General features: G+C 61.5%; 23 protein-coding genes. 6 read left to right on the top strand and 17 right to left on the bottom strand.

The genetic code is table 11. The features are described from left to right. Positions 1 to 57: 57 nt before the first annotated feature. On the bottom strand, positions 58 to 2,145 hold the full coding sequence (locus ACSQ2Z_RS02120) for an ABC transporter substrate-binding protein (protein WP_436079691.1): 2,088 nt from the start codon (positions 2,143 to 2,145) through the stop codon (positions 58 to 60). Positions 2,146 to 2,322: 177 nt separating this feature from the next. After that, the gene (locus tag ACSQ2Z_RS02125) at positions 2,323 to 3,795 is read right to left on the bottom strand and encodes an alpha-glucosidase/alpha-galactosidase (RefSeq protein ID WP_436079692.1); all 1,473 of its coding nucleotides are present in this window, start codon (positions 3,793 to 3,795) and stop codon (positions 2,323 to 2,325) included. A gap of 192 nt (positions 3,796 to 3,987) precedes the next feature. On the opposite strand from ACSQ2Z_RS02125, the gene ACSQ2Z_RS02130 reads away from it, so the two are divergent. The 4 genes from ACSQ2Z_RS02130 (at position 3,988) to ACSQ2Z_RS02145 (ending at position 7,637) form a co-directional block, all read left to right on the top strand. Continuing rightward, the gene (locus tag ACSQ2Z_RS02130) at positions 3,988 to 4,914 is read left to right on the top strand and encodes a helix-turn-helix domain-containing protein (protein ID WP_436079693.1); all 927 of its coding nucleotides are present in this window, start codon (positions 3,988 to 3,990) and stop codon (positions 4,912 to 4,914) included. 186 nt (positions 4,915 to 5,100) lie between these two features. After that, the gene (locus tag ACSQ2Z_RS02135; protein ID WP_436079694.1) at positions 5,101 to 6,285 is read left to right on the top strand and encodes an acyl-CoA dehydrogenase; all 1,185 of its coding nucleotides are present in this window, start codon (positions 5,101 to 5,103) and stop codon (positions 6,283 to 6,285) included. A gap of 8 nt (positions 6,286 to 6,293) precedes the next feature. Beyond that, the gene (locus ACSQ2Z_RS02140) at positions 6,294 to 7,475 is read left to right on the top strand and encodes a CaiB/BaiF CoA transferase family protein (RefSeq protein ID WP_436079695.1); all 1,182 of its coding nucleotides are present in this window, start codon (positions 6,294 to 6,296) and stop codon (positions 7,473 to 7,475) included. Between the two features lie 42 nt (positions 7,476 to 7,517). Continuing rightward, positions 7,518 to 7,637: a type II toxin-antitoxin system VapB family antitoxin gene (locus ACSQ2Z_RS02145; protein ID WP_436079696.1), complete on the top strand. Its 120-nt coding sequence runs from the start codon at positions 7,518 to 7,520 to the stop codon at positions 7,635 to 7,637. A gap of 26 nt (positions 7,638 to 7,663) precedes the next feature. Here ACSQ2Z_RS02145 and ACSQ2Z_RS02150 read toward each other — a convergent pair whose 3' ends face one another. After that, positions 7,664 to 9,121 carry an NAD-dependent succinate-semialdehyde dehydrogenase gene (locus ACSQ2Z_RS02150; RefSeq protein WP_436079697.1) on the bottom strand — a complete coding sequence of 486 codons (1,458 nt, stop codon included), beginning with the start codon at positions 9,119 to 9,121 and terminating at the stop codon, positions 7,664 to 7,666. 144 nt (positions 9,122 to 9,265) lie between these two features. Then, positions 9,266 to 10,534 (bottom strand): 4-aminobutyrate--2-oxoglutarate transaminase, encoded by a 1,269-nt coding sequence (locus ACSQ2Z_RS02155; RefSeq protein WP_436079698.1) that lies wholly within the window; start codon positions 10,532 to 10,534, stop codon positions 9,266 to 9,268. A gap of 269 nt (positions 10,535 to 10,803) precedes the next feature. Here ACSQ2Z_RS02155 and ACSQ2Z_RS02160 point away from each other — a divergent pair, with 269 nt between their 5' ends. Both ACSQ2Z_RS02160 and ACSQ2Z_RS02165 read left to right on the top strand, forming a co-directional pair. After that, entirely contained in the window at positions 10,804 to 11,049 is a 246-nt protein-coding gene (locus ACSQ2Z_RS02160; RefSeq protein WP_436079699.1) for a type II toxin-antitoxin system RelB/DinJ family antitoxin, read from the top strand. A gap of 27 nt (positions 11,050 to 11,076) precedes the next feature. After that, on the top strand, positions 11,077 to 11,898 hold the full coding sequence (locus tag ACSQ2Z_RS02165) for a MerR family transcriptional regulator (protein ID WP_436079700.1): 822 nt from the start codon (positions 11,077 to 11,079) through the stop codon (positions 11,896 to 11,898). Between the two features lie 103 nt (positions 11,899 to 12,001). Here ACSQ2Z_RS02165 and ACSQ2Z_RS02170 read toward each other — a convergent pair whose 3' ends face one another. From ACSQ2Z_RS02170 to ACSQ2Z_RS02230, 13 genes are all read right to left on the bottom strand, one after another. After that, positions 12,002 to 13,024, bottom strand: a complete 1,023-nt coding sequence (locus ACSQ2Z_RS02170) for an LLM class flavin-dependent oxidoreductase (protein WP_436079701.1) — start codon at positions 13,022 to 13,024, stop codon at positions 12,002 to 12,004. Next, positions 13,021 to 13,269 (bottom strand): hypothetical protein, encoded by a 249-nt coding sequence (locus ACSQ2Z_RS02175; protein WP_436079702.1) that lies wholly within the window; start codon positions 13,267 to 13,269, stop codon positions 13,021 to 13,023. The genes ACSQ2Z_RS02170 and ACSQ2Z_RS02175 overlap by 4 nt, the downstream gene beginning before the upstream one ends. After that, positions 13,266 to 14,270, bottom strand: coding sequence for an integrase (locus ACSQ2Z_RS02180; protein ID WP_436079703.1), 1,005 nt, complete (start codon positions 14,268 to 14,270; stop codon positions 13,266 to 13,268). The genes ACSQ2Z_RS02175 and ACSQ2Z_RS02180 overlap by 4 nt, the downstream gene beginning before the upstream one ends. Further along, on the bottom strand, positions 14,267 to 14,653 hold the full coding sequence (locus tag ACSQ2Z_RS02185) for a type II toxin-antitoxin system VapC family toxin (protein ID WP_436079704.1): 387 nt from the start codon (positions 14,651 to 14,653) through the stop codon (positions 14,267 to 14,269). Before ACSQ2Z_RS02185 ends, ACSQ2Z_RS02180 begins: the two co-directional genes overlap by 4 nt. Further along, a complete protein-coding gene (locus ACSQ2Z_RS02190) occupies positions 14,653 to 14,907 on the bottom strand; it encodes a type II toxin-antitoxin system VapB family antitoxin (protein WP_436079705.1) in 255 nt (84 codons plus the stop codon). The genes ACSQ2Z_RS02185 and ACSQ2Z_RS02190 overlap by 1 nt, the downstream gene beginning before the upstream one ends. Before the next feature lie 279 nt (positions 14,908 to 15,186). Beyond that, on the bottom strand, positions 15,187 to 16,194 hold the full coding sequence (locus tag ACSQ2Z_RS02195) for a ScyD/ScyE family protein (RefSeq protein ID WP_436079706.1): 1,008 nt from the start codon (positions 16,192 to 16,194) through the stop codon (positions 15,187 to 15,189). Further along, a complete protein-coding gene (locus ACSQ2Z_RS02200) occupies positions 16,173 to 16,907 on the bottom strand; it encodes a formylglycine-generating enzyme family protein (protein ID WP_436082946.1) in 735 nt (244 codons plus the stop codon). Before ACSQ2Z_RS02200 ends, ACSQ2Z_RS02195 begins: the two co-directional genes overlap by 22 nt. Before the next feature lie 22 nt (positions 16,908 to 16,929). Then, positions 16,930 to 17,991 carry an ABC transporter ATP-binding protein gene (locus ACSQ2Z_RS02205; protein ID WP_436079707.1) on the bottom strand — a complete coding sequence of 354 codons (1,062 nt, stop codon included), beginning with the start codon at positions 17,989 to 17,991 and terminating at the stop codon, positions 16,930 to 16,932. A 5-nt stretch (positions 17,992 to 17,996) separates the two neighbouring features. Beyond that, positions 17,997 to 18,866 carry a carbohydrate ABC transporter permease gene (locus ACSQ2Z_RS02210; RefSeq protein ID WP_436079708.1) on the bottom strand — a complete coding sequence of 290 codons (870 nt, stop codon included), beginning with the start codon at positions 18,864 to 18,866 and terminating at the stop codon, positions 17,997 to 17,999. Between the two features lie 2 nt (positions 18,867 to 18,868). After that, positions 18,869 to 19,792: a carbohydrate ABC transporter permease gene (locus ACSQ2Z_RS02215; protein WP_436079709.1), complete on the bottom strand. Its 924-nt coding sequence runs from the start codon at positions 19,790 to 19,792 to the stop codon at positions 18,869 to 18,871. Between the two features lie 183 nt (positions 19,793 to 19,975). Continuing rightward, on the bottom strand, positions 19,976 to 21,235 hold the full coding sequence (locus ACSQ2Z_RS02220; RefSeq protein WP_436079710.1) for an ABC transporter substrate-binding protein: 1,260 nt from the start codon (positions 21,233 to 21,235) through the stop codon (positions 19,976 to 19,978). Positions 21,236 to 22,258: 1,023 nt separating this feature from the next. Further along, positions 22,259 to 23,671: a sensor histidine kinase gene (locus tag ACSQ2Z_RS02225; protein ID WP_436079711.1), complete on the bottom strand. Its 1,413-nt coding sequence runs from the start codon at positions 23,669 to 23,671 to the stop codon at positions 22,259 to 22,261. After that, positions 23,671 to 24,345, bottom strand: coding sequence for a response regulator (locus ACSQ2Z_RS02230; protein ID WP_436079712.1), 675 nt, complete (start codon positions 24,343 to 24,345; stop codon positions 23,671 to 23,673). Before ACSQ2Z_RS02230 ends, ACSQ2Z_RS02225 begins: the two co-directional genes overlap by 1 nt.

Genomic DNA, 24,345 nt, shown 5'->3' on the forward strand with positions numbered 1-24,345 from the left:
GTGTTCAGGGGTTGCCCCGGCCGCAATCGTCGGCGGCCGGAGCGTGTTTGAGGAAGATCAGTTGATCGGGCCGTTTTCGCCCGGCTTGCCGGGAAGCTGCTCAGGGAAGAGTTCGTAATCTCCCTGCTTGTCGGCGGCGGCGAAGACCCGCTCGCGGATGATCGTATCCTCGGCCCAGTTGAACATGAAGATCGGAGCACCGACCGGAATGTTCGAGAAGCGCTTGTTGATGATCAGCGCGCCCGGATATTCGGTGAGGCCAACCGTATCGACATTCTCCGTTGCGACCTTCTGATACTGCTTCATCAGTTCGGTGCGCTCGGTATTGTCGTCCGATGCGATGAACTTGTTGACGATGTCCACGAGTTCCTTCTCGTAGGGCAGCAGGTCGAGCGTACCGTCCGTGCCGGCGCGATGATGCCAGCTGGTGCGCGGCCCCATCGGAGCGAGCTGGGTGGTGTTCTGCACCACAGATGTCAGGTCCGGATCGTTGCGGCGGATCGTCCAGTCGAACTGACCGGCATAGTGGGCGTTGTCCTTCTTGGTGCCGTCGAGCGCGTTGAGCGTCACCTTCAAGCCGAGCTGCTCCATCTGGCCGATCACGCCTTCCGCAAGATTGCGGTCGGTGCCGTAGTCGCCATTGCTCAAGAGCACGACCTGAACGTCCTGGCCGCCTTCCGTTCCGGCTGGGAAGTTCACGAAACCGTTGCCGTCCGTGTCCTTCAGACCGGCCTTTTCGAGAAGCGCCTTTGCGCCTTCGAGATCGAAGGGATAGTAGACCGTCGATTGGCGGTCGTAGAAGCTTGTGCCCGACGACAGGCCGCCGGGATAGATCGCCGTGAACGGCCCCTTGACGAGCGATTCTCCGATCTTCTTGCGGTCGAGCGCCATGGTGACCGCCTTGCGGAAATCCTCGTTGCGATTGAGCTCGCGCACGGCCTTGCCGCGGGCATCGGGCTCGCCCCAGCCGTTTGCGGAGAGATTCATGCGCAGATTGTAGCCGATCAGGCGGGCGCCGAAGGCAAGGCGTGCCGGTGCCGCATCGGACGCAGCGCGCTTGAGCGATTCAACGAAGTTTTCCGGTTGCTCGAGGTTGGAGAAGTCACCGGAACCGGCGATCGCCTGCACGTCGCGGTCGGCCCAGGTCGAGAGCTTGTAGTGCATCTCGTTGAGGTAGGGCAACTGATGGCCTTCCTCGTCGACCTTCCAGTAGTAGGGATTTCGCCGCAGCACGATGATGTCGTCCGCCCGGTACGAGACCGGGACCCAGGCGCCCATGACGGGAATGTTCATATATTCGGCCGGGAAGCCGTTCTTGTACTGGTCGTACGTCACATCCTTGTTGTACTTGGGATGCTTGGTCTTCAGGATATGCGCCGGACCGGGGCAGAACGTGCCGTAGGCCATGGCATAGAGATATTGCCGCGGGAAGGCTTCCTTGAAGGTCCACTCGATGGTGTTGGCGTCAATGGCTTTCAGCGTCGTGCCTTCGCCGAAGGTTTCGGGGGTTGCTCCATTCAGCGGCGACACGTTGGGATCGACGACATTGTCGTCCCAATAGAACATCACGTCTTCAGAGCTGAACGGCACGCCGTCCGACCATTTGGCACCTTCGATCAGATGCATGGTCAGCTTGTGTCCGTCTTCGGACCAATCCCAGCTCTTGGCGAGGTTCGGCAGCGGCTCTACGTCGCTGGCTTCGACCTGGTAGAGCGGCGCGGTGCGCGTCAGGCATTCGGATAAGCCAATATCGATGCCGCCCCAGCCTTGCGTCTGGCCGGCCGAATAGTTCCAGCCCTCCGGGCGACCGCCGATGACATGGCGCATCGTGTCCCCATAGACGCCGATGCCGTCGGGCATGTTGCCGGTCTTGAAGACCATCGGTTCCTTCGGCAGCCGCTCGGCCACCGGTGGCAGCTTGCCGGTCTTGACGAATTTCTCGGTGACCCAATCCGGTTCTTTGTATTCCGGTAGAGCCTTGAATTCGAGGATCGAATCGCGCGGCACATAGGTGATCTTGCCCTGCGCCGGGAATGGCGGCTGCTCGGGCACGACGGTCGGCTCGGAAGCCCAGGCCGTGACGGCGAATGCCGACACGCCCAATAGAAGGGCGGTGGTCGTTTTCAGATGGCGAAAGCGTCTCATTGTCGTTGTTTCTCCCTCATGCTTCAGGCCGGCCCGGTATGGGCGGCTCTCCTCCTAACAGCACCCGGCGGGACGGCGTGATGCCGTCTGCCGGAAGAGAGCGGGCAAACGGATTGCCCACTCCCAGGCCTGCCTCCTCCTCAGGAAAACGGGCCTCGCATATCTCGCTGAAACCGTTCAGCTCGCCGCTTTCAGCTTCGTTGCTTCCTTTTCGGCGCGCAGTTCCTCGACCGAACGGACCTCGCGGCGGGCAACGCCCTTCCAGTCGCGGGTCTTGACCGTGGCCTTGCTCAGCCGCTCCTTGGCGGCAGGCACCGCGTCGGCATATTGCGGCAGCCACTCAGCCTGGGCGACCACCATTTCGTCGACCATCTGCCAGACCTCCTCCGGCGTGCAGATGGCGCCGACCAGCGGATCATGCAGCACGGCCAGTTTCAGAAGATCGATATCGCCGGTGATGGCGGCATGGACAGACATGCGCTGGACGTTGATCGAGGAAATGCAGGTGGCGGCGCAGGCTTCCGGCAGCGTGATGCCGGCGACCATGTTGATGCCGAAGCGATCGACGAAGCCGGGCGATTCGATGATCGCATCCGACGGCAGGTTGGTGATGACGCCGTTGTTCTTCACGTTGAAATGGCCGCGATAGACGCGTCCGGTCTCCAGCGCTTCGAGAATGTGGCTGGCATGCTCATTGGAGCGGCGGGCCGGGTCGATCGGCTTTTCGGCATCCTTGAGGAATTGCGGAAATTCGGTCTCGAACCAGTTGCGGGTCTCGGTCGAGTAGCGCAGGTAGCCGCCGGTTTCGCCGTGGATCCAGTCGGACATATCGATCCAGCGGGTAATTTCCTCCGGCCGCTTGCGATACCAGGGCAGGTATTCCGAGAGGTGGCCGTTGCTTTCGGTCGAATAGACGCCGAAACGCTTCAGAACGTCGATTCTGAGCTTTTCCTGCTGCGAGAAAACCGGATGCGCTTCGAAGGCGGCGACCAGCTCGTCCTTGCCTATTCTGCGGCCCTTGACGCGCACATCGACGAACCAGGTCTGGTGGTTGATGCCCGAGCAGATGTAGTCGAGCTCGCCATCCTTGGCGCCGAGGATCTCGGCGATCTGTTCGCCGCCGTGCTGGACGCCATGGCAAAGGCCGATCGTGTCGACCTTGCCATATTCAAGGGCGGCCCAGGTGTTCATCGCCATCGGGTTGGCATAGTTGAGGAACTTCGCGCCGGGTTCGGCAAGCTCGCGGATATCCTTGCAGAAATCGAGGATCACCGGGATGTTGCGCTGGCCATAGAGAATGCCGCCGGCGCAGATCGTATCGCCGACACACTGATCGACGCCGTATTTCAACGGGATGCGGATATCGTCGGCATAGGCTGCGAGGCCACCGACGCGCACGCAGCTGATGATGTAGCGCGCACCGGCGATCGCCTCGCGGCGGTCGGTCGATGCGGTAACCTTGGCGGGCAGGCTGTTAGCCTCGACTATTCTGTCGAGGATCGACTTGATCATACCGAGATTGTGCTCGCTCAAATCGGTGAGCGCGAACTCGACGTCGCGAAACTCCGGCACGCAGAGAATGTCGGTGAAAAGTTTCTTGGTGAAGCCGACACTGCCGGCGCCTATTATGGCAATCTTGAAGCTGCTCATGCTGTCCTCGTCGCTGGTCATTCGGCCGGGAAAAAACGGACAGGGTAAAATCCATGCGCGGGAAAAGGAGCGCTCTGGCGCTTTTATCCTCCCAGCTCTCCCTGTCGATGCCGCTCCAACCCGGTCATCTTGCTTTGTTGATGTGCATTATGCGTATAATGCTCGTCATCGCCAGAGAGGTATTGTGCTTTCATGGGTAATTCTGTGCTGAAACAGTTGATCGAAAATGGCCCCGTCATGCGGACGGTTTCGCTGCCTCGCGGACGCCATAGCCTGCATACCATGCCGACCAGCACGGGCTATGAGGTCCGCACGGATTCCAGCTATGACTGGGACGGCCGGAAACGCGGCCAGACGCCTTTCACGGTGCTGCAGCACACGATCGCGGGCGCAGGCAATCTTCGCTACGAGAGCCGCAACTATCGGGTCCGCGAGGGCGAGACACTGCTCGTGCTCGTGCCGCACAACCATCGCTACTGGCTCGAACAGAATGGCCGCTGGGAGTTTTTCTGGATTTCGATGAATGGCGAGGAAGCCCTGCGCATCCACAAGGCCATTCTCTCGACGACCGGGCCGATCCTCAATCTCAAGCCGGAGACGATCGAGCACCTGGCCGATTGCACCCTGAGACTGATTTCCGGCGGCGCCGATGCGCCGGGCAGTGCGTCGGCGATCGCCTACGAGGCGGCGATGGCGCTTTATGACGACGTGTTCGGGGCGCACCCGGTATTCAGCCAGGAATACCGGACGATGCAGCACGTCATCGATCACATCATCGCCAATCTCGAGCACCCGCTTCCGGTCGAGAAACTCGCGGATGTTTCCGGCCTCAGTCGGGCGCACTTCTCCCGGGTCTTTGCGGCGAGCGAGGGCATGCCGCCAGCCGAATTCGTGCTGCGCAAGCGGCTGCAGCGGGCTACCAAGCTTCTGACGAAGGCGGCGGATTTGTCGGTGAAGGAAGTGGCGATCATGTCCGGCTTCGAGGATCCGAATTATTTCGCCAAGGTATTCAGACGCTATTTCGGCGCGAGCCCGACGGAATTCCGCACGACGGGCATGTATTCCAGTATTGCCACCAACGGCCGGGCGCCTGCGTCATCGGCCGCACAGCCGGAATGAGCCCCGGAAAGCTAACGTTGCGGCGGCATCGCGATGTTTTCGATATTCGTAAAAAGCCTGCGTTGCGGCATGCTGGCTTACCCGGCATTCCGGCTGCGCATGAGGCAGTGCCGCATTTTCGTTTGTATCGTTCCGCCCGCCTTGCCATAACCGTTTCAAGAAGGAAAGCGAAGGGAGGACGGCATCATGGCTAGACAGGAATTCCAGTGGGACGATCCCTTTCTGCTGGAGGAGCAGCTTTCCGAAGACGAGCGGATGATCCGCGATACGGCGCGCGCCTATGCGCAGCAAGAACTGCAGCCGCGTGTGATCGAGGCCTATCGCAACGAAACGACCGATCCTTCGATCTTCCGCGAGATGGGCGAACTCGGGCTGCTCGGTGTCACGGTGCCGGATACCTATGGCGGCGTCGGTGCCTCGTATGTGGCCTATGGTCTCGTCGCCCGCGAAGTTGAGCGCGTCGATTCCGGCTATCGCTCGATGATGAGCGTGCAGTCCTCTCTGGTGATCTATCCGATCCACGCCTATGGCTCCGAGGCGCAGCGGCGGAAATATCTGCCGAAGCTGATCAGCGGCGAGTGGATCGGCTGCTTCGGCCTGACGGAGCCGGATGCCGGCTCAGATCCGGGCGGCATGAAAACGCGGGCCGTGAAAACCGAGGACGGCTACCGGCTCATTGGCTCGAAGATGTGGATCTCCAACGCGCCGATCGCCGACGTCTTCGTCGTCTGGGCGAAATCCGAGGCGCATGGCAATGCCATCCGCGGCTTCGTTTTGGAAAAGGGCACGAAGGGATTGAGTGCACCGAAGATCGGCGGCAAGCTGTCATTGCGGGCCTCAATCACCGGCGAAATCGTGCTCGATAATGTCGAGGTCGGCGAGGAGGCCCTGCTGCCGAATATCGAGGGCCTGAAGGGTCCGTTTGGCTGCCTCAACCGCGCCCGCTACGGCATCTCCTGGGGCGTGCTCGGCTCGGCGGAATTCTGCTGGCATGCGGCGCGGCAATATGGCCTCGACCGCAAGCAGTTCGGCCGGCCGCTGGCGCAGACGCAACTTTTCCAGAAGAAGCTTGCCGACATGCAGACGGAAATTGCCCTCGGCCTTCAGGCCTCGCTTAGGGTTGGTCAACTGATGGATGCCGGCCGCATGGCGCCGGAAATGATCTCGATCGTCAAGCGCAACAATTGCGGCAAGGCTCTGGATATCGCCCGCGCGGCCCGCGACATGCATGGCGGGAACGGCATTTCCGAGGAGTATCAGGTAATGCGTCACATGGTGAACCTGGAAACGGTCAATACCTATGAAGGCACCCATGACGTGCATGCCCTGATCCTCGGCCGCGCCCAGACCGGGCTGCAGGCCTTCTTCTGAGTGCCGGGATGGAAACGCCGCTCAAGGGACTGAAGGTTCTCGAACTGGCCCGCATCCTCGCCGGGCCGTGGATCGGCCAGACGCTTGCCGATCTCGGCGCCGACGTCATCAAGGTGGAGAGCCTGGCAGGCGATGACACCCGCACCTGGGGTCCACCCTTCGTCGACGGTGAGGACGGCCACCTCGATGCCGCCTATTTCCACGCGTGCAACCGGGGAAAGCGCTCGGTCGTCCTCGATTTCACCACGGAGGAAGGGCAGGAGGCGGTGCGCCGGCTTGCAGCGCTGTCGGACGTGCTGCTGGAGAATTTCAAGGTCGGCGGCCTGGCGAAATACGGCCTCGATTATGAAAGTCTGAAGAAGATCAACCCGCGGCTGATCTATTGCTCGGTCACCGGCTTCGGCCAGGACGGCCCCTATGCCCACCGCGCCGGTTACGACTATATCATCCAGGGCATGAGCGGCATCATGGACCTGACAGGCGACCCGGAAGGGGAGCCGCAGAAGATCGGCGTCGCGTTTGCCGATATCTTTACCGGGCTCTACGGCGTCATTGCCGTCCAGGCTGCGCTTCACATGCGCGAGCGCACCGGTGTCGGCCAGCAGATCGATATGGCGCTGTTCGACTGCATGACCGGCGTGCTGGCCAATCAGGCGCTGAATTTCCTTGTCTCGGGAAAATCTCCCCGCCGCCTCGGCAATGCGCATCCGAACATCGCACCCTATCAGGTCTTCCCCGTCTCCGACGGCCACCTGATCGTCGCCGTTGGCAACGACCGGCAGTTCGTCAAGTTCTGCGGCCTGCTGGGACTGGACGATCTGGCAACCGATCCGCGGTATCAGACCAATGCGGCCCGTGTGAAAGATCGCGACAGCCTGACGCCGAAACTGGCCGCGCGGACGGCAACGTTCAGCCGCGATGACCTGCTTGCGAAGTTGGAAGCGGCTGGTGTGCCCGGCGGGCCGATCAATACCGTCGCGGATGTCTTTTCCGATCCACAGATCGTTCATCGCGCCATGCGGATCGATACGCCGCATAGCGGAGCCGCCTCGGGAACGGCGCCGGGAGTGCGTACGCCCATCACATTTTCAGATTCGAAACTAGAGCTGGAACGCGGTGCGCCACGGCTTGGCGAGCATACGCAGGACGTTCTGGCCGAGATCGGGATGAGGCAGGATGCATTGAAATAAGCATCTTCGATGATAGATTTGATGCGCATAATGGAGAGCACAATGCGCACGACTATAGTGCTGGATGATGAGTTGCTTGCCCGAGCTCAGGAATTGAACGGTATTGAGGAAAGAGGTGCCCTTGTTCGCGAGGCGCTGAAATCTTTGATAGAGCGGGCCTAGCCCGACCCTCAGCGATGCATTGACCCTCAAATATTGCCCATGCAGAGATATTTCATCTCCAGATAGTCCTCCGCGCCGTGGCGGGAGCCTTCGCGGCCGATGCCGGATTGTTTGAGGCCTCCGAAGGGTGCGGCTTCGGAGGACATGCGGCCGGTGTTGATGCCGATCATGCCATATTCCAGCGCTTCGGCGACGCGCCAGACCTTTTTCAGTTCGGTCGCGTAGAAATAGGCGGCAAGGCCATAGATCGTGTCGTTGGCCTGCAGGATGACGTCTTCCATCGTCTCGAAGCGAATGATCGGCGCCACCGGCCCGAAGGTTTCGTCGCAGGCGACCAGCATGCTCTTGTCGACGTTGGAAAGCACGGTCGGCTCGAAGAAGGCGCCAGAGACCCGTTTTCCGCCGCAAAGAAGCGACGCCCCCTTTGCGGTCGCGTCGTTCACATGCGTTTCGACCTTTCGGATCGCCCGGTCGTCGATCAGCGGGCCGATCGCGACGCCCGGCGAAAAGCCGTCGCCAACCGAAAGCTTGCCAACCTGCGCCGCCAGCTTTCGGGCAAATTCATCATGGACGCCGCTCTGCACATAAATGCGGTTCGCCGAGGTGCAGGTCTGGCCGGCATTGCGATATTTCGCCTGGATGGCACCATCGACGGCCGCATCGATGTCGGCGTCGTCAAAGACGATGAAGGGGGCACTGCCGCCGAGTTCGAGGCTGATTTTCTTGATCTGGTCGGAGCACTGCCGCATCAGGATGCGGCCGACCTCTGTCGAGCCGGTGAAGCTGATCTTGCGCACCCTGGGATTGGCGCAGAGTTCGCGACCGATCGCATCGCCCTGCGAGGCGAGGATGAGGTTGAAGACCCCCTTCGGAAAACCGGCGCGGATCGCCAGCGCGTGCATGGCCAGCGCGATGAGCGGCGTCTGTTCGGCGGGTTTCAGGATCACGGTGCAGCCGACGGCAAGCGCCGGCGATATCTTGCGCGCGACCATCGAGGCTGGAAAGTTCCAGGGCGTGATCGTGCCGACGACGCCGACCGGCTGCTTGATCACCAGCATGCGGCGGTCGGTCGAGGGTGCTGGAATGGTCTCGCCGTAGATGCGCTTGGCCTCTTCCGCATACCATTCGATATAGGCTGCCGCGTGCTGTAGTTCGGAGCGGGATTCGGGCAGCGGCTTGCCCATTTCCGCGGTCAGGATGGCCGCAAGATCATCGAGATGGGCGATGACGAGATCATGCCAGCGGCGGAGAATCGTGCTGCGGTCGCCGGCCGGGCGTTCGGCCCAGGGAAACTGGGCTGCATAGGCCGCGTCGATCGCGGTTCGTGTTTCCGTCACGCCCATGTCGGGCAAGGTCGCGAGCAACGCTCCGGTGGAAGGATTGTGCACATCGAAGGTCCCTGCCGCGGCCGCGCCGGGCGCATTGACCAGCCCGAGCAGGCGCGGCTCCTTCACATAGGCGATCAGCGTCTCGGTAAAGATCATCGGTGATCCTTTCTGGCGGTCCACGCATCGAAGGCGCGGGGCGGCACGTGTCGTCGTGGGCCGATAGCCGATAAACACGGCCAGGTCCATCGGGCAACAACAGAACGGCTGCCCGATGTGATTTTCAATAAGGTCCGGTCCGCGTCAGGCCCGTGCTTCCATGATCGACGCTTCGAGAATGTCGAGCGCCTCGGCGAAGACATTGTCCTGGATGGTGATCGGCGCGAGGAAACGGATGACATTGCCGTGGACACCGCAGGTCAAAAGGATCAGGCCCTTTTCCAGAGCGATCAGGCGCACACGGTTGGCAAAATCCGCACTCGGCAGATTGGTCTTTAGGTCGTTGAACTCGACGGCGTTCATGAAGCCGGGGCCGCGGATATCGACAATTTCCGGCGCCTGTTCGCGGATGGCGGCGAGGCGCTGCTTGAGCCGGTTGCCGAGCTGCTCGGCGCGCTCGCAGAGCTTTTCGTCCGCGATGACATCGAGAACGGCGTGTGCGGCGGCAATGCCGATCGGATTACCGCCATAGGTGCCGCCGAGACCGCCCGGTGCCGGGGCGTCCATGATTTCCGCGCGGCCGGTGACCGCTGCAAGCGGAAAGCCGCCGGCCAGGCTCTTTGCCATGGTCATCAGGTCGGGTGCCACGTCGTGGTGTTCCATGGCGAACAGCTTGCCTGTACGGGCAAAGCCGGTCTGCACCTCGTCGGCGATCAGGAGGATGCCGTGCTGGTCGCAGATCTCGCGAAGGGCGCGCATGAAGGATGTAGGTGCCGGATAGAAGCCACCTTCGCCCTGCACGGGCTCGAGGATGATGGCGGCGACGCGGCCCGGATCGACATCCGCGGCGAACAGCTTTTTCAAGGCAGCGACCGACTGTTCGACGCTGACGCCATGCAGCTCGATCGGGAAGGGGGCATGGAAGACATCGCCCGGCATTGCGCCGAAGCCGACCTTGTAGGGCACGACCTTGCCGGTCAGCGCCATGCCCATGAAGGTGCGGCCATGGAAACCGCCACCGAAGGCGATGATGGCTTGGCGGCCGGTGGCGGCGCGGGCGATCTTGACGGCATTCTCCACGGCTTCCGCGCCGGTGGTGACGAAGATCGTCTTCTTGGCGAAATTGCCTGGTGTCAGCGCATTGAGGCGCTCGGCGAGGTGAACGTAGCTTTCATAGGGCACGACCTGATGGCAGGTATGGGTGAAGCGATCGATTTGCGCCTTGACGGCCTCGATGATACGCGGATGCCGATGGCCGGTGTTGACCACGGCGATGCCGGCGGCAAAATCGATGTAGCGATTGCCTTCCTTGTCCCAGATTTCGGAATTTTCCGCGCGGTCCGCATAGATTTGCGTGGTCATGCCAACGCCGCGGGAAATTGCTGCATTCTTGCGATCGGTCAAACTGGTCACGGTCGTCATCCTAAAGTTGAGGAGCAATTTGCAAATCCTACATTTTTTCTGTAGGTTTGCAAATTAATTATGGTGAACACAAATACAGCATTTGTGATGCTTTTTCTTGTCACCCAGCGGCATGTGTGGCTACATTGATGCTTGGAGCATTGGACGGATATTTTTCTGATACTTTGAACACTTAGAATTTCACGGCGACGCCCGATTGGCCTATTTCCCCGGGTTGGCACCGCCACGTTGTAATGCGTAGCAATAGGAGAATGATGCCGATGACTGCTGATGCCATTATCCGTGCCCGCATCGATTCCGCAACAAAACAGAAGGCGATTGCGGCGCTGGACGCCATGGGCCTTTCGGTTTCCGATGCTATCCGTCTCCTGATGCTGCGCATTGCCGAAGAAAAGCGTCTGCCTTTCGAACTGAAGGTGCCGGACGGTGCCCCTGTGCTTCCCAGCGATCGCGGTTCACGCCACCTGGACAGCGGCGAAGACCTGTTTCGCGATCTGGAACATTGACGGTATGAGAATTTCGAGTGGTGGCCCATGAGCGATGCCATCTCCGTACGGTACAAGGTGGCGGAGGCGGCCCGCCTTGCCGGCGTCTCGGCATCGACCTTGCGGCTCTGGGAGACGCAGGGGCTCGTGGTGCCGGAGCGCTCCGCCACCGGCCACCGGCAATACAGCGAGAGCGACGTCGCCCAACTGAAGCGCATCTCCTGGTTCCGCGCCGAGCGTGGCCTCAATCCGGCAGCCATTCGCGAAGCGCTCGAAGCGGAAGCCGGCGAGACCGATGACGCCGCTGCCGTCGCAGATGCCAATCCGGCATCGCAGGTCGGACGCAAGCTCAGGAGCCTGCGTCATGCCGCAGGCAGGACACTTGAGCAGGTGGCCGGTGACATCGGCATTGCAGCGTCCATTCTCTCGACGCTGGAACGCACCTCGCAGGGTGTCTCGGTCGCGGTCCTGCACAATCTCGCGGAATATTTCGGAACGACGGTTTCCAGCCTTTCCGGCGAGGACGAGCCGGAGGTCCGGGCGCTGGTCCGTTCCGGCGAATGGCGGAACTGGCCGCGTACGACACCTGGCGTGACGGTTCAACTGTTGGCCGAAGGCCGCAACCAGATGGATTGTCACCGGTTCGTGCTCGAACCTGGCGCCTCCAGCGAAGGCGCCTACAAGCATGAAGGCGAGGAGTTCGTCTATGTGCTGTCGGGGCGGGTAGAGTTCGTGCTTGATTCCGATCAGTTTTATGACCTAACGGCCGGCGATTCGCTCTATTTTGAGAGCCGGCGCCATCACGCCTGGTCGAACCGGCATGATGGCGAGACGGTGCTGCTGTGGATCAACACGCCGCCGACATTCTGACGCTTCCTTCTCGGGGAACTCCACAAGGCCCATCGGTCAAGGAGTCATAGCAACGATGTCAGTCTGCCGCATCAATTTGATCTGAACCTGTCCGGATCTGCCATCAGCGCCAGCCGAGAGCCGGCGCGACGTGTTTCAGGATCGCCTCGATGACGTGCGTATTGTAGTCGACACCGAGCTGGTTGGGGACGGTGAGAAGTAGCGTGTCGGCTTCCGTGATCGCCTCGTCCGCGGCGAGCTGTTTGACGAGTTCCTCCGGCTCGGCCGCATAGGAGCGGCCGAAGATCGCCCTTGTGTTCTCGTCGATATAGCCGATCGAATCCTCCTCTTTGCCGCCGCGGCCGAAATAGGCGCGATCGCGATCGTTGACGAGCGCGAAGATGCTGCGGCTGACCGAGACGCGCGGCGTGCGGCTGTGGCCGGCTTCCTTCCAGGCCTCGCGGTAAGCCCGGATTTGGGCGGTCTGCTGGACGTGGAAGGGTTCGCCTGTCTCGTCATCTTTCAGGGTGGAGCTCTGCAAATTCATGCCGAACCTGGCGGCCCAGACGGCCGTGGCATTCGAGCCAGCGCCCCACCAGACACGCTCGCGCAGGCCCTCCGAATAGGGCTCGAGACGAAGCAGGCCTGGCGGATTGGGAAACATGGGGCGCGGATTGGGCTGGGCGAAGCCCTGGCCTCTCAGAACGTCGAGGAGGACCTCGGCATGGCGACGGCCCATGTCGGCGTCGCTTGACCCGTCCGGCGGCTGAAAGCCGAAATGGCGCCAGCCATCGATGACCTGTTCCGGCGAGCCACGGCTGATGCCGAGCTGCAGGCGGCCGCCGGCGATGAGATCGGCGGCGCCTGCATCTTCCGCCATGTAGAGCGGATTCTCGTAGCGCATGTCGATGACCGCCGTGCCGATCTCGATGCTCTTCGTTTTCGCACCGACCGCGGCCAGAAGCGGGAAGGGGGAGGCAAGCTGCCGGGCGAAGTGATGAACCCGGAAATAAGCTCCGTCGGCGCCGAGCGCCTCGGCCGCGACCGCGAGGTCGATGGACTGGAGAAGGGCATCGCCGGCGGACCGGGTCTGCGATTGAGGGGAGGGGGTCCAGTGGCCGAAGGAAAGGAAGCCGATTTTTTTCATGGATATTCTGCCTCGACGCGGGGCGTCCGTTGCGGGGGATCCCCAACATGGGATATCGCGGCCGGCTTGAAAAGGCACAGAACGCTAACGCTGCGTTCACAGAGTGGCATCGTCTGCACCGCATCGTCGACAAATGCCGCGAAAGCGCGGCCTTCACCAGGGTCGGCCGCGAGCTGTTCGATCCGCCGGTCCAGGTCGCGGCCGACGCGCTCACCATCGGGAACGCTGTCGCCATACTGCTTCATGTAGGCGTTGAACCGCTGCTTGATCTCGATGCGGCGGCAAGCCCGGCGCGCAGCGAATGGCCTGAGAATTTTTCGGCGCGCTCATTTTCGCTGAGGTCGCCGCGAACACCAGCGGCAAGGGCGGCCGACTTGACGAGGCGCGCAACCTCCTTGTCGTTGAGGCGATCCGGCCCAACAACTTTGCCTTTTCCGGTGACCCGGCGGAAGAGGGGGCCTTTGGCGAGCTTTGCGAACCTGATCCAGGTCTCGACAGCGACGACCGGGCAGATCGTGTCGGAGGAGCCGCGGCCGACCTCCACCTCGCGCCAGCCGGTCTTGCCGCGCAGCGACACCAGTAGCCCCTTGTCGAGGATTTCGATCCAACCGCGCCCGTCCTCCGTCTGGTCGCGCCCAAGATCGAGGCCGGTGATCTCCGAGCGGCGCAGGCTGCCAGCGAAACCAATCAGCAGCATCGCCCGGTCCCGCAAGCCGCGTAAACTACCGCGATCCAGAGTCTCGAGCATGGCGATCAGATCCTCCGGCAGGATCGCCTCCTTCTGTCGGGGCGGGGCGGCGTGGGTGTTGCGGATGCTGGCCAGCACGGTGGCAATGTGCCTGTCCTTGCGGTCGAGCGGCATGCCGCGTTGTGCACAGTTCCAACCTATGGCGGAGAGGCGACGCTCGATGGTGGAGACAGAGTTTGCCTTCATGCCGCGTTCGGCGGTTCCGGAGGCGAGAGCCGTGATATAGAGGCCGACGACCTGCGGATCAGCGGGGAGGGGCGAGACATTCTGGCGCCGGCACCAGGCGGAAAAATGCTTCCAATCGGCAGCGTAGGCGCGGCGGGTATTGGCGGAACGGGCGGCCTCGACGTAAGTGCCGGCACGATCGGCACGATCTTCGAAATGCGCTGGCAGGGGAGGGGAATGGGGTGTCGTGAGTTGCCGGTCAGTGTCGCCGCCAGCACTGCCTGTGTCAGGGAGGTTTTCGGGCGACGAAGGGTTCTCCATCGTGCGCCTCATGCCGCTCTTATGTCGGTTTGCGCGAAATCGTGTCCCTTGTAGAGCAGCGGTTCGCCGCTGAGGGCTGCGAGTGCGTAGGAGAAGCAATCGCCGTAGTTCAGCCCCGCCGGATGCCGGCCCCCGCCATAGCGGCGCCAGGCGCGCCGCGCCTGGTCGGCATGATCCGGTTCAACAGCGACGATCTCAATGCCGACCTTGTGCAACCACAGGTCCAGCTCGCTGCCGCCGGGCTCGCCGAGACGGGTCTCGAGGACCATTGCGGCTTCGAGCACGGTGGCGGCCGAGATCAGGCGGACAGGATCATCGGCAATCCTCTGCTCGAAAGCCGTTGCTTCCGGTTCGTTGAGGGCGATTGCGACGACGGCGGAGGTATCGATGACCATCAGTCTGGCAGCCCGTTCTCGTCATAACCGATGATCTCATCAGCGGAGCGGTCATCCAGGATGGGCAAGGCGCTCCAGCGCCGGCGGCTGGCAGCCATATCCTCCAGCAGGGCGGTCTTGCGAGCCTCGGAGCCCATGCGGCGCAGCCGCTCTTCCAGGGCACGGCGCGTGGCGATCGTGATGGTCTCCCCCGTGCGTTCGGCCAGGGTGCGGGCCAGTCGTTCGGTCTCCGGGTCTTTGATGCTCAACGCCATCGAAGGCTCCTGGTTCCTATTTGTCTATATTCTACCTCATCGCATGTCTTGCCGGAAAATGCACCACGGCCCAGGAGACGCATTCTCACACCGCTGAGCCTCGATCTCGCACTCCGGCGAGCTTCCGGACGGCCAAATCGTCTCTTTTTTATAGAAAGAACACGGCCGGCATTGTCGGGCCGAAGTTCATCGACTGATCTCAGTGAACCCGCTCTTCACCGGCGAACAGGCCTTGAGCACGCCCGCAGAAAAACCGGACAATGCGGGTGGCGCTGGTCGTCAGTGAGCCGTTTCACGTGTTAGAAAATGGAGGTTGCCACCCAGTTCGGAAACAACGAGCCGCCGCTCGTCCCAGACGAGGACGGATACCGGTCGCGTCAGGCCGCCGAGGATAACCGTTCGACGGCCTGTCATTTTGTCGAGCCGGAGCAACCGCCCGCTGCCCTTGTGGAAACCTTCCTTCTGATCGTAGGTACCGTGTTCGAGGACAAGCAAGTCTCCATCGCTGTCGACGGCGATACTCACCGGCGCGTTCAGGCCCTCGACGTCAACCCTTGGCATTGACGCCCCACCGGCCTCAGGGATCGAAACGATCTTTCCCGCGCCGGCAAGGAACGGGAAGCCGCCGAACAGAGCGATGTGAAGACGCTCGTCGCGAAGCCCGATGCCGGTTGGCACCGCGTCGACTTCGTAGCTCTTTTCTTCAGCGAATTCCGTCGGCGAAAGGTTTTGCAGCGCCGTCGTCGCCTCCCCCATGCGGCGGAATGTCATCATCGTGTCTTTCCGCCCGTTCGCCTGCACGCGCTCGACGCTGTTTCGCGCGGAGTCGATCACATAGTAAATTCCGCCGGCCACGATGAAATCGAACGGATTCCAGAAATCGCGGCTGATGACACGAAGCTTGCCGGTACCGTCGAATGCGACAAGCGCATGGTCAAGCGGACCCTCGTCGGAATTGACTGGCGTCCACCCCTGGGCGACGACAAGGTCGTCGCCAACGCGGACGACACGGTAGGGACCGGTCGGGTCGCCGATCACGTCGAGACCATAGGGAAAGGCCGGACCAAATGCGGCAAGCTTGCCGTCCGGACCGCGCCGGTAAAGCCGGCCGCTGGCGAGATCCGTGACGAGCAGATCCTCGCCGTCTCGCGACAGGCCGGAATAAGCAGCCCCCGGCGTGCTGATCGTCTCGAGCCTGTAGCCGGGAGCAACGGTCGGCTCGGCACCGGCCTCAATCGTCAAAAACAGAAGGCCAGCGGCGATTGTCAATGCGCTGAGCGGACGCATCGGAAGCCTCCATTGGCTGAGAAACGGAATTCGGGATCATAGGCAAGGCGATAGGTCGTCGTCAGGTGCTTCTGATCGCTGTTCCAGGAGCCACCGCGAAGCACGCGGTGTGGTCCGGCGCTCCTCGCCGCGTTCCCGCCTTCATACGGCGCATAGAGATCGCCGGTCCACTCCCACACATTGCCGGCAAGATTGAGGACACCCTCGCTGCTTGCGCCGGCCTCGAACGACTCCGCCGGCGCGGTCATCGGATAACCGTCGCGCGCATCGCCAGAGCAGCAGGCATCGGCGCCGGAATTTGCGCGCGTTTCGTCCGGTGGGGCGTCACCCCACGGAAACGCAGCACCCTTCGTTCCTCGCGCCGCCCGCTCATATTGCTGCTCCGACGGCAGGACCAAGCCGTAGTAGCGGCAAAAGGCATCGGCGTCTCCCCAACTCACCCCGACGACCGGCCGGTCATCCAACCCGAAGAGCGGGTGATTGGCGTAGAAGGCAGGACGGTGACCGGTCGCCTTGACGAAGCGCCCATATTGCCGGTTCGTGATCTCGGTGCGGTTGATCGCAAATGGCCGACCTTCAAGCATGCGGCGCGGCCGTTCATTTGCAAGACCATCGTCGCGGCCGAAGACGAATGACCCGGCAGGAATTTCGATCAATGGATTGCCGGCGACGGGACCGATATCGGCGGCCGCGGCTTGCAATGCCACCGTCATCACCATTGCCGCCGCGCAGATGTCAGAGGTCAACACGATCCTGTGTCTCTCCATTGTACAGAAACACGCGATCCCTCATGACTTTGATGCCGATCTCCTGGTCGATCTGACCCGCAAAATTCTTGTCGGCGCGCAGGGTTATCAGTTGACCGCCCAGCCGCAGACTGACGAGCGTATTCTCGCCGGTGAGTTCCACCGAGTAGATCGGCGCAACCAGATTGACGTCTTCATCCTCGGCCAAGGCCGCATGGACGTCTTCCGGACGGATGCCAAGGACGGCGCGAGGAATGTTTGCTCGGCCGAAACCTCCGACCCTGAAGCCGGCGCTGGTGAATACACCCTCCCTCACCTCGCCCGGAATGAGGTTCATCGGCGGCGAACCGATGAAGCCGGCCACGAAGAGCGTGCGCGGATCGTTGTAGATTTCCCGCGGCGTTCCAAGCTGCTCGATCACGCCCTTGTTCATCACGGCCACGCGGTGGGCGAGCGTCATCGCCTCTATCTGATCGTGGGTGACATAGACCGTCGTGACCTGCAACTCATGCTGAAGATGCTTCAACTCCGCCCGCATCTGGGCGCGAAGCTTGGCGTCGAGATTGGACAGGGGCTCATCCATGAGGAAGACGCGCGGCGTGCGAACAATCGCGCGGGCGAGTGCGACGCGCTGGCGCTGGCCGCCGGAGAGTTCCTTGGGTAAACGGGACAACATCGTCTCGAGTTCGACACGCCGCGCGACCTCGGCTATTCGGCGCTTGCGTTCGGCAGGCTGCACTTTGCGGATCTTCAGCGGGTAGCCGATATTATCCTCGACGGTGAAGTGCGGATACAGGGCATAGGACTGGAAGACCATCGCGACGTCGCGATACTTGGGCAGGACACCGTTGATGCGATCCGCATCGATGTAGATATCGCCTGACGTGGCTTCCTCGAGACCTGCGACCATACGCATGGTGGTCGTCTTGCCGCACCCGGAGGGGCCGAGCAGAACGAGAAACTCCTTGTCTTTGACCTCGAGGTTGAAATTGTTCACGGCGACGAATTCACCGAACTTCTTGCAGACGTTTTTGAACGTGACGGACGCCATAGGCCTCAACCTTTGATGGCACCCAGGGACAATCCCCGGACGAGATGCTTCTGGACAATGAAGGCGAAGATGACGATTGGCACGCAGGCCATGAACCCCGCCGCGCTGATTTCGCCCCAATAGGTGTTGTACTGTGTCACCCGCCCGGCAATGCCGATCGGTAGCGTTTGTGATTGCTCCGTCAGCGTGATGATGAGGGACAGCAGGAATTCGTTCCACGAGATGATCAGGCAGAAGATGGCGGTTGCGGCGAGCCCCGGTCGGGCAAGCGGCAGGGCCACGTGCAGGAATGCGCCCCAGCGCGTGTCACCGTCCACCATCGCCGCCTCCTCCAGCTCGACCGGAAGATCCTGGAAATAACTCTTCATCATCCAGGTTGCAAACGGCAGGTTGAAGGCGGTGTAGGCGATGATGAGCGCCGACTTCGTGTTGAGCATGTCGAAGTAGTTGAAGAACAGGTAGAGTGGGATGATGCTGACGATCGGCGGCATCATGCGCGTTGACAGGATCCAGAACGAAATCTGCTTGCGCCATTGCCAGGAATAGCTGAACCGCGCCAGCGCATAGCCGGCCATGGTGCCGAAACCAACGGAAACGATGGTCGTTCCCACGGCGACGAGAAAGCTGTTCAGCGCGTAGCGCAGGAACGGACGCTGGATAAAGGCTTCGTTATAATGCTTCAGCGTCGGGTGCCGGGGCAGCCATTCCGGCGGCACGGCGAAAATGTCGATATCGAACTTGAATGAATTCGCCGCGATCCAATAGATGGGGAAAAGCGTGACGACCAGCGCGACGAGGATCGTCACATAAGCTGACAAACGAACGACCATCTCCCTGGTGTAGCTGCGTGCATGCATTTTTGTGACAATTCTCATGGTCAATCCGCCAGCCGCATGCGCTTCATGAACCAGGTGCTCAGGATGATCGTTACGAACAGAACGAACAGCGATATCGCTGCCGCGTAGCCGGGGTCGGCGAAACGATAGGCCACCTGGTAGATGTAAAGGCTCAGGACCTTGGTCCGGTCGGCCGGACCTCCGCCTGTCAGGATGAAGACCAGATCGAAAAGACGCAGCGCATCCATGACACGCAGGAGAAGCGCAATGGCGATGACCGGCTTGAGGAAGGGCAGCGTCAGGTCCCAGAACTGCCGCCAGGATGAGGCGCCGTCGAGTGCGGCGGCCTCGTACGGTTCGACCGGCAGGCTGGCCAATCCGGCCAGCATCAGCAGGAAAATGAACGGCGTCCATTGCCAGACATCGGCGATGATGATCGAGAACATCGCCAGATCCACGTCGCCTGCCCATGCCTGCAACGGGAGGCCGAGACGGTACATGATTTCGTTGAGGACGCCGAATTGCGGCTCGTAGATGAGCTTCCAGGTGATCGCCACCGCGATCGGCGGCAGCATCATCGGGATCATCAGCATCGTCTTCAGGAAGGTCAGCCGGCGGATATATTTGTCGAGCAGCAGCGCCAGGCCGAGTCCGAGAAGGAACTCGACTGTCACCGCCGAGACGGTGAAGATGATTGTGTTCAAAAACGCGACATGGAATTGCTGGTCGGAAAGAAGCCGCACGAAATTGCCGGGACCGACGAAGTCCCATGGCACATCGGGATTCGGGCTGATCCGGTGAACCGCGGCGTAGAACATGTAGATGCTCGGAAAAATCGTCAGCCCCAGCAGGATGAGGACCGTCGGCGCGAGCATGAGGACGCGCAAATGCCGTTCTGCCCACCGCTCCAGGCCGCCGCCCGGTAGAAGCTGCTCAGTCGACATGCCGCTTCCGAACTTCAACATTGGCTCCTTCCCAAAGCCCCTCACCGGCGCGCCCCGAATTGTCGTTTCAAGCTCGCCGGGCGCGCTGTAACGCCGCGGGTTCGAAACCGGCTCCGCGCGTTCCGGTAAACGCGGAAAGGACGCTCTCCTTGATACCGGAGCATCTCCTCCGCTTTCAAATGTGCCCGTCGAAAGCCGGGTGCTCTAGTAAATGTTCGTAATCCGCGAGACCGCATCCTGGGCGTTTTTCAGGGCTTCTTCCGGCGTGACGGTGCCCGCCACCGCCTTGGAAAGCTCGATGCCGAAGGCATTCTCGATCTCCGGCCACTTCGGGTGCCGTGGACGGGGTGTCGAGGCCTGGATCGCCTCCATCAGCACCGGATAATGCCGGAACTTCTCTTGGCTGGTCAGTTCCGGATCGGTGAAGACCGAGGTTCGGACCGGCGGATTGCCGCGCTCGGCAGAAATCTTGATCTGCTCGGGTGAGGTTGCCCAGAGCATGAAATCGAAGGCTTCCTGCTTGTTCTTGGAAGCTGACATGATGCCCATGGTCCAGTGACCGATTTCCGAACTGCCCGGTTTGGTTCCAGCCGGAATAGGGCTGTAGGAGATCTTGCCGACCATCTTCGATTGGCTCGGATCCTCGAAGGTTGCAACATAGTTCGGCCAGTTGATCGATGAAGCAGCGGTGCCGGCAGCGAGCGCCGTGCCGACCTCGTTGGCATTGTAGCTCTCGACCCCCTTGGGTGAGATATCGCGCAGCGCCATGAACGTCTTCATGGCAGCGGCTCCTTCGGGTGTATCGATCGTCACCTTGGTCCGGTCGGCATTGAACATATCTGCACCATAGGACCAGAAGATCGGCATGAAATCGGCAACCACCGGGTTTCCTTGACCGCCGCGGAAGACATAGCCGAAATAGCGGCCGCCGCCGCTGTCGGTCAGCGCCTTGCCCGCCTTCAGCACGTCATCCCAGGTCTTCGGGGCCTCGACGCCAACTTCCTTGAACTTGGCGGCGTCATAGAAGAACATCTGTGCGTTTCCCACATAGGGCAGGCAGACATAGGGTCCTGTATTGTAGGGGTTGCGGCAGATCGCCAGTGACTTCGAAAGGAAATCGCTGTCTGGCCCCTCCATTCCGGCCTTCTTGAAGAATGGCGTCAGGTCCTCCAGATGACCGTTCTCGGCGAAAAACGGAATCCACGGATCATCCATCAGAATGATGTCGAAGACGCCGGATTTGGTGGAGCCTGCATTGGCACCCTGTTCGAAAACATTGGCATAAGGCGCCTGGACCGCCTCAACCTTCGTGCCCTTCAGCTTCGCGTAATCGGCGGCCGCGGCCCTCAGTCCGTCGCCCTCGCTGCCCGACGGCACGAGGATCGTGATGTCGGCCCATGCGGCTCCGTTGACTGTGAGTACGGACGTCGCAATAGCCAAGGTGAAAAACAGTCTGCGCAGCATTGTACACCTCCCGTTCCGAGCTTTTATTCAATGACCTTTTCGTAGGGGGCCACTCTTTCCGGCATGGCAGAAATGCTAAAGCATGCACCCATGCGAACCACTCTGCGACAAGGCGAAACATCGTCCGGCATGTCGTCATCGGGCCGGCCCTGCTCCCAGTATCGATGTTATCACATCAGGCGCTTTATTTAGAGAGGTTGTATTAGCATTTATTGAAATTTCCTCCTGAGTAGCAACAAAGTTCGGTCGCTGGAGCGGAGTATTGGAGTGCGCTGGGCAACTGGTCAGCGGATGAAGGGCGGGTAGCGGCGGCCGAGGAGGCGCCTCCCTCGGAAGAGCCGATTTGAAGGTCAAAAAAATCTGCGGCGCCGATAACGATCTGCCGCGGGCCGTTCGTCCACCATCCGGATTGATGGCCGATATCCGACCACGCTGCGCCTTGTGGATGGCTGGGATCACGCGGCATCCGGAAGACGTAGCAGCGGCGTCTGCTTGCGACCCGCCATGATGGTAATGGGCTTGGCCATTGCCAATATATTATACGTTGCTAATATTGAGGTGTCCGATCCAAGTAGGCCACCCTCTTCGGTTCGGCGGGAGGTTTTGTCTTTCCCCGAGGCTAAGCCTCTTCAGGTCGCCGCCACCATATGTGGATAAGAAGCGACTAGAGGCCCGGGTAGCGATTCTCGCACGCTGCCCGGGTCTCGTCTTTCGCGGAGCGAAAGCCATGGCATCCGCGCAGGGCAGATTTGCCCTTCTCCCTCTGGGGAAATACATGAAGAGCTGCTATCAGACGCTCGCAACAATCTATGGAGCTTATCATGTTTTCGCAGCGCAAGCTGTCGAGCCCGTCTGATCGCGGTTTTGTCCAGATGATCTGGAACGCGATCCTTCTCGTTCAGACCCGTGAAACGTCCTCGCTGATGACGGGTCGCGAACGCCACTGCATAATTCCTTAAATCGGAATCGATTTAAGGGTAAAATTATGCAGCAGTGTCAAAGTGCTACAGCGTCCTTCGCGCGTCAGGTCTGACGCGCGGCGCTGTAGGCGGAAGTCGCTGCCGGGAATGTCACCGAGGCTTTCAGCCCTTTGCCATTTGGCCCTTCGCCCAGCGTGAGATGTCCGCCGAACAGACCGGCGATTTCTTCGACGATCGGAAGGCCCAACCCCATTCCTGGTGCTTCGCCGCGTCCGCCGCGCGCGAAACGCTGGCGCACGACCTGCCGCTTTTCCGGCGGAATGCCGGGGCCGTTGTCTTCGACGTCGAGCCGGACATTGTTGTCTTCATTTTCTACGCGAACGGTCACTTCCGCGCCTTTGCCCGCATAGGCGATGGCGTTTTCGATGAGGTTGCGCAGCAGCTCGCCGATCAGGAGAGGTTCGGCGCGGATCAGCGCCTTGCCTTCACCCTCGAAGCCGAGATCGACGCCCGCGTCGCCGGCGCCGGGCACGCGATCGCCGGTGATCTCCTGTGCCAAAGACAGCAGGTCGATGATTTCGACAGGCCGCGGCTCCGTCGAGCCGGCGGCATCGATCTTCGCCATCAGAAGCAGTTGTGCGAGGATGCGTTCGGCATGTGCCACGGCCTCGTCGCCCTTGCGCGCGGCGGCCTGCGCCTCCTCCAGCGTCGCAGCGCGGGTTGAAAGGGCAAGCTGGGTGCGGATGATCGCAAGCGGGGTGCGCAACTGATGGCTGGCATTGCCGGAGAAATGCCGGAGTGCATCCAGCGCCGCTTGCAGCCGCACCATGAAGGAATTGACCGTCTCGACTAGCCCCTCGACTTCGCTCGGCACCGATTGTTCGATCGGGTGCAGGTCGTCGGGACTGCGCTCGGCAATGGCGTCTCCCAGGCGATAGAGCGGTCGCAGCGAAAAGGTCACGGCGACCCAGACGATTGCCGCGGCGCCGAGGATCATCAGCATGAGACGCAATGCCGAGCGTAAAAGAATGGCCTGCGTCAATTGCCGCCGCGCGATGGTGGTCTCGGCGACGGTGACGACGAAGGGCACGGAGTTGATGCCGGTGGAGGCCGAGCGCTCCAGCGCCGCGACCCGGATCGGCTCGCCGCGGAACTGCGCATCGGCATAGACCGCGGACTGGCCCCCCATGTCGCTGATCGAGGGCAGGTTCTGATAGCCGGTGATGAACTGGCCGGGCGGACCGTCGACCCGGTAGAAGACGCGGTCCTGCGCCGCCGAGGTCAGCATTTCCAGCGCGACATAGGGAATGTCCACTTCCAGCGATCCGTCTTCCGCAACCACGACCCGCTCGGCAATCGCCAGAGCCGAGCCGGCAAGTACGCGATCGGAAACGACGTTCGCCGTCTTCACCGCCTCGCGATAGGTGTCGATCAAGGCGAGGCATCCGATGACGACGGTCGAGATCAGCAGCCAGGCGAGCAGCCTGCGGCGTAGCGAATAGGCGGCCCGCGGCATCAGCCGTCCGCCATCTTGTCGAGATAATAGCCGATGCCGCGCGCGGTGCGGACCGTCAGCCCATGCGGCGCCAGCCGCTTGCGTAGCCGGCTGACATACTGCTCGATGGCATTGGCGCTCAGATCGTCGTCGAAGGCCGTCAGCGACTGGATGATCGCCTCCTTGGCGACCACCTTTCCGGCCCGCAAGAACAGGACCTCAAGCAGGCCAAGCTCACGGGCCGGAATATCCACGGTGATGCCTCCGGCGGAAAAGGTGCGGGAGTTGAGGTCGAAGGAGATTTTGCCGTAGCTGACGAGCGAGGAGCGAAGCCCGGCCTTTCGGCGCAAGAGCACGCGGACGCGGGCCTCCAACTCGCTGACGTCGAAGGGTTTGATCATGTAGTCGTCGGCGCCGAGATCGAGGCCGCGAATTTTCTCCTCCTGCGTCCCCCGCGCCGTCAGGATCAGCACCGCCGCCTTGTTCTGCCGCGCCCGCATCGAGCGCAGCACATCGAGACCGTCCATTTCCGGCAGGGTCAGGTCGAGGATGACAAGATCGAAATTTTCGGTCGCGGCCACGGCATCGGCCGAGGCGCCGTCGCTGACGACATCGACCGCATAGCCGCTGCCGCGCAGGATGGCGACCAGCCCTTCTGCAAGCGCCTTATTGTCTTCGACCAGTAGTATCCGCAA

Source organism: Pararhizobium sp. LjRoot235 (genome assembly GCF_964254145.1).
Classification (GTDB): domain Bacteria; phylum Pseudomonadota; class Alphaproteobacteria; order Rhizobiales; family Rhizobiaceae; genus Pararhizobium.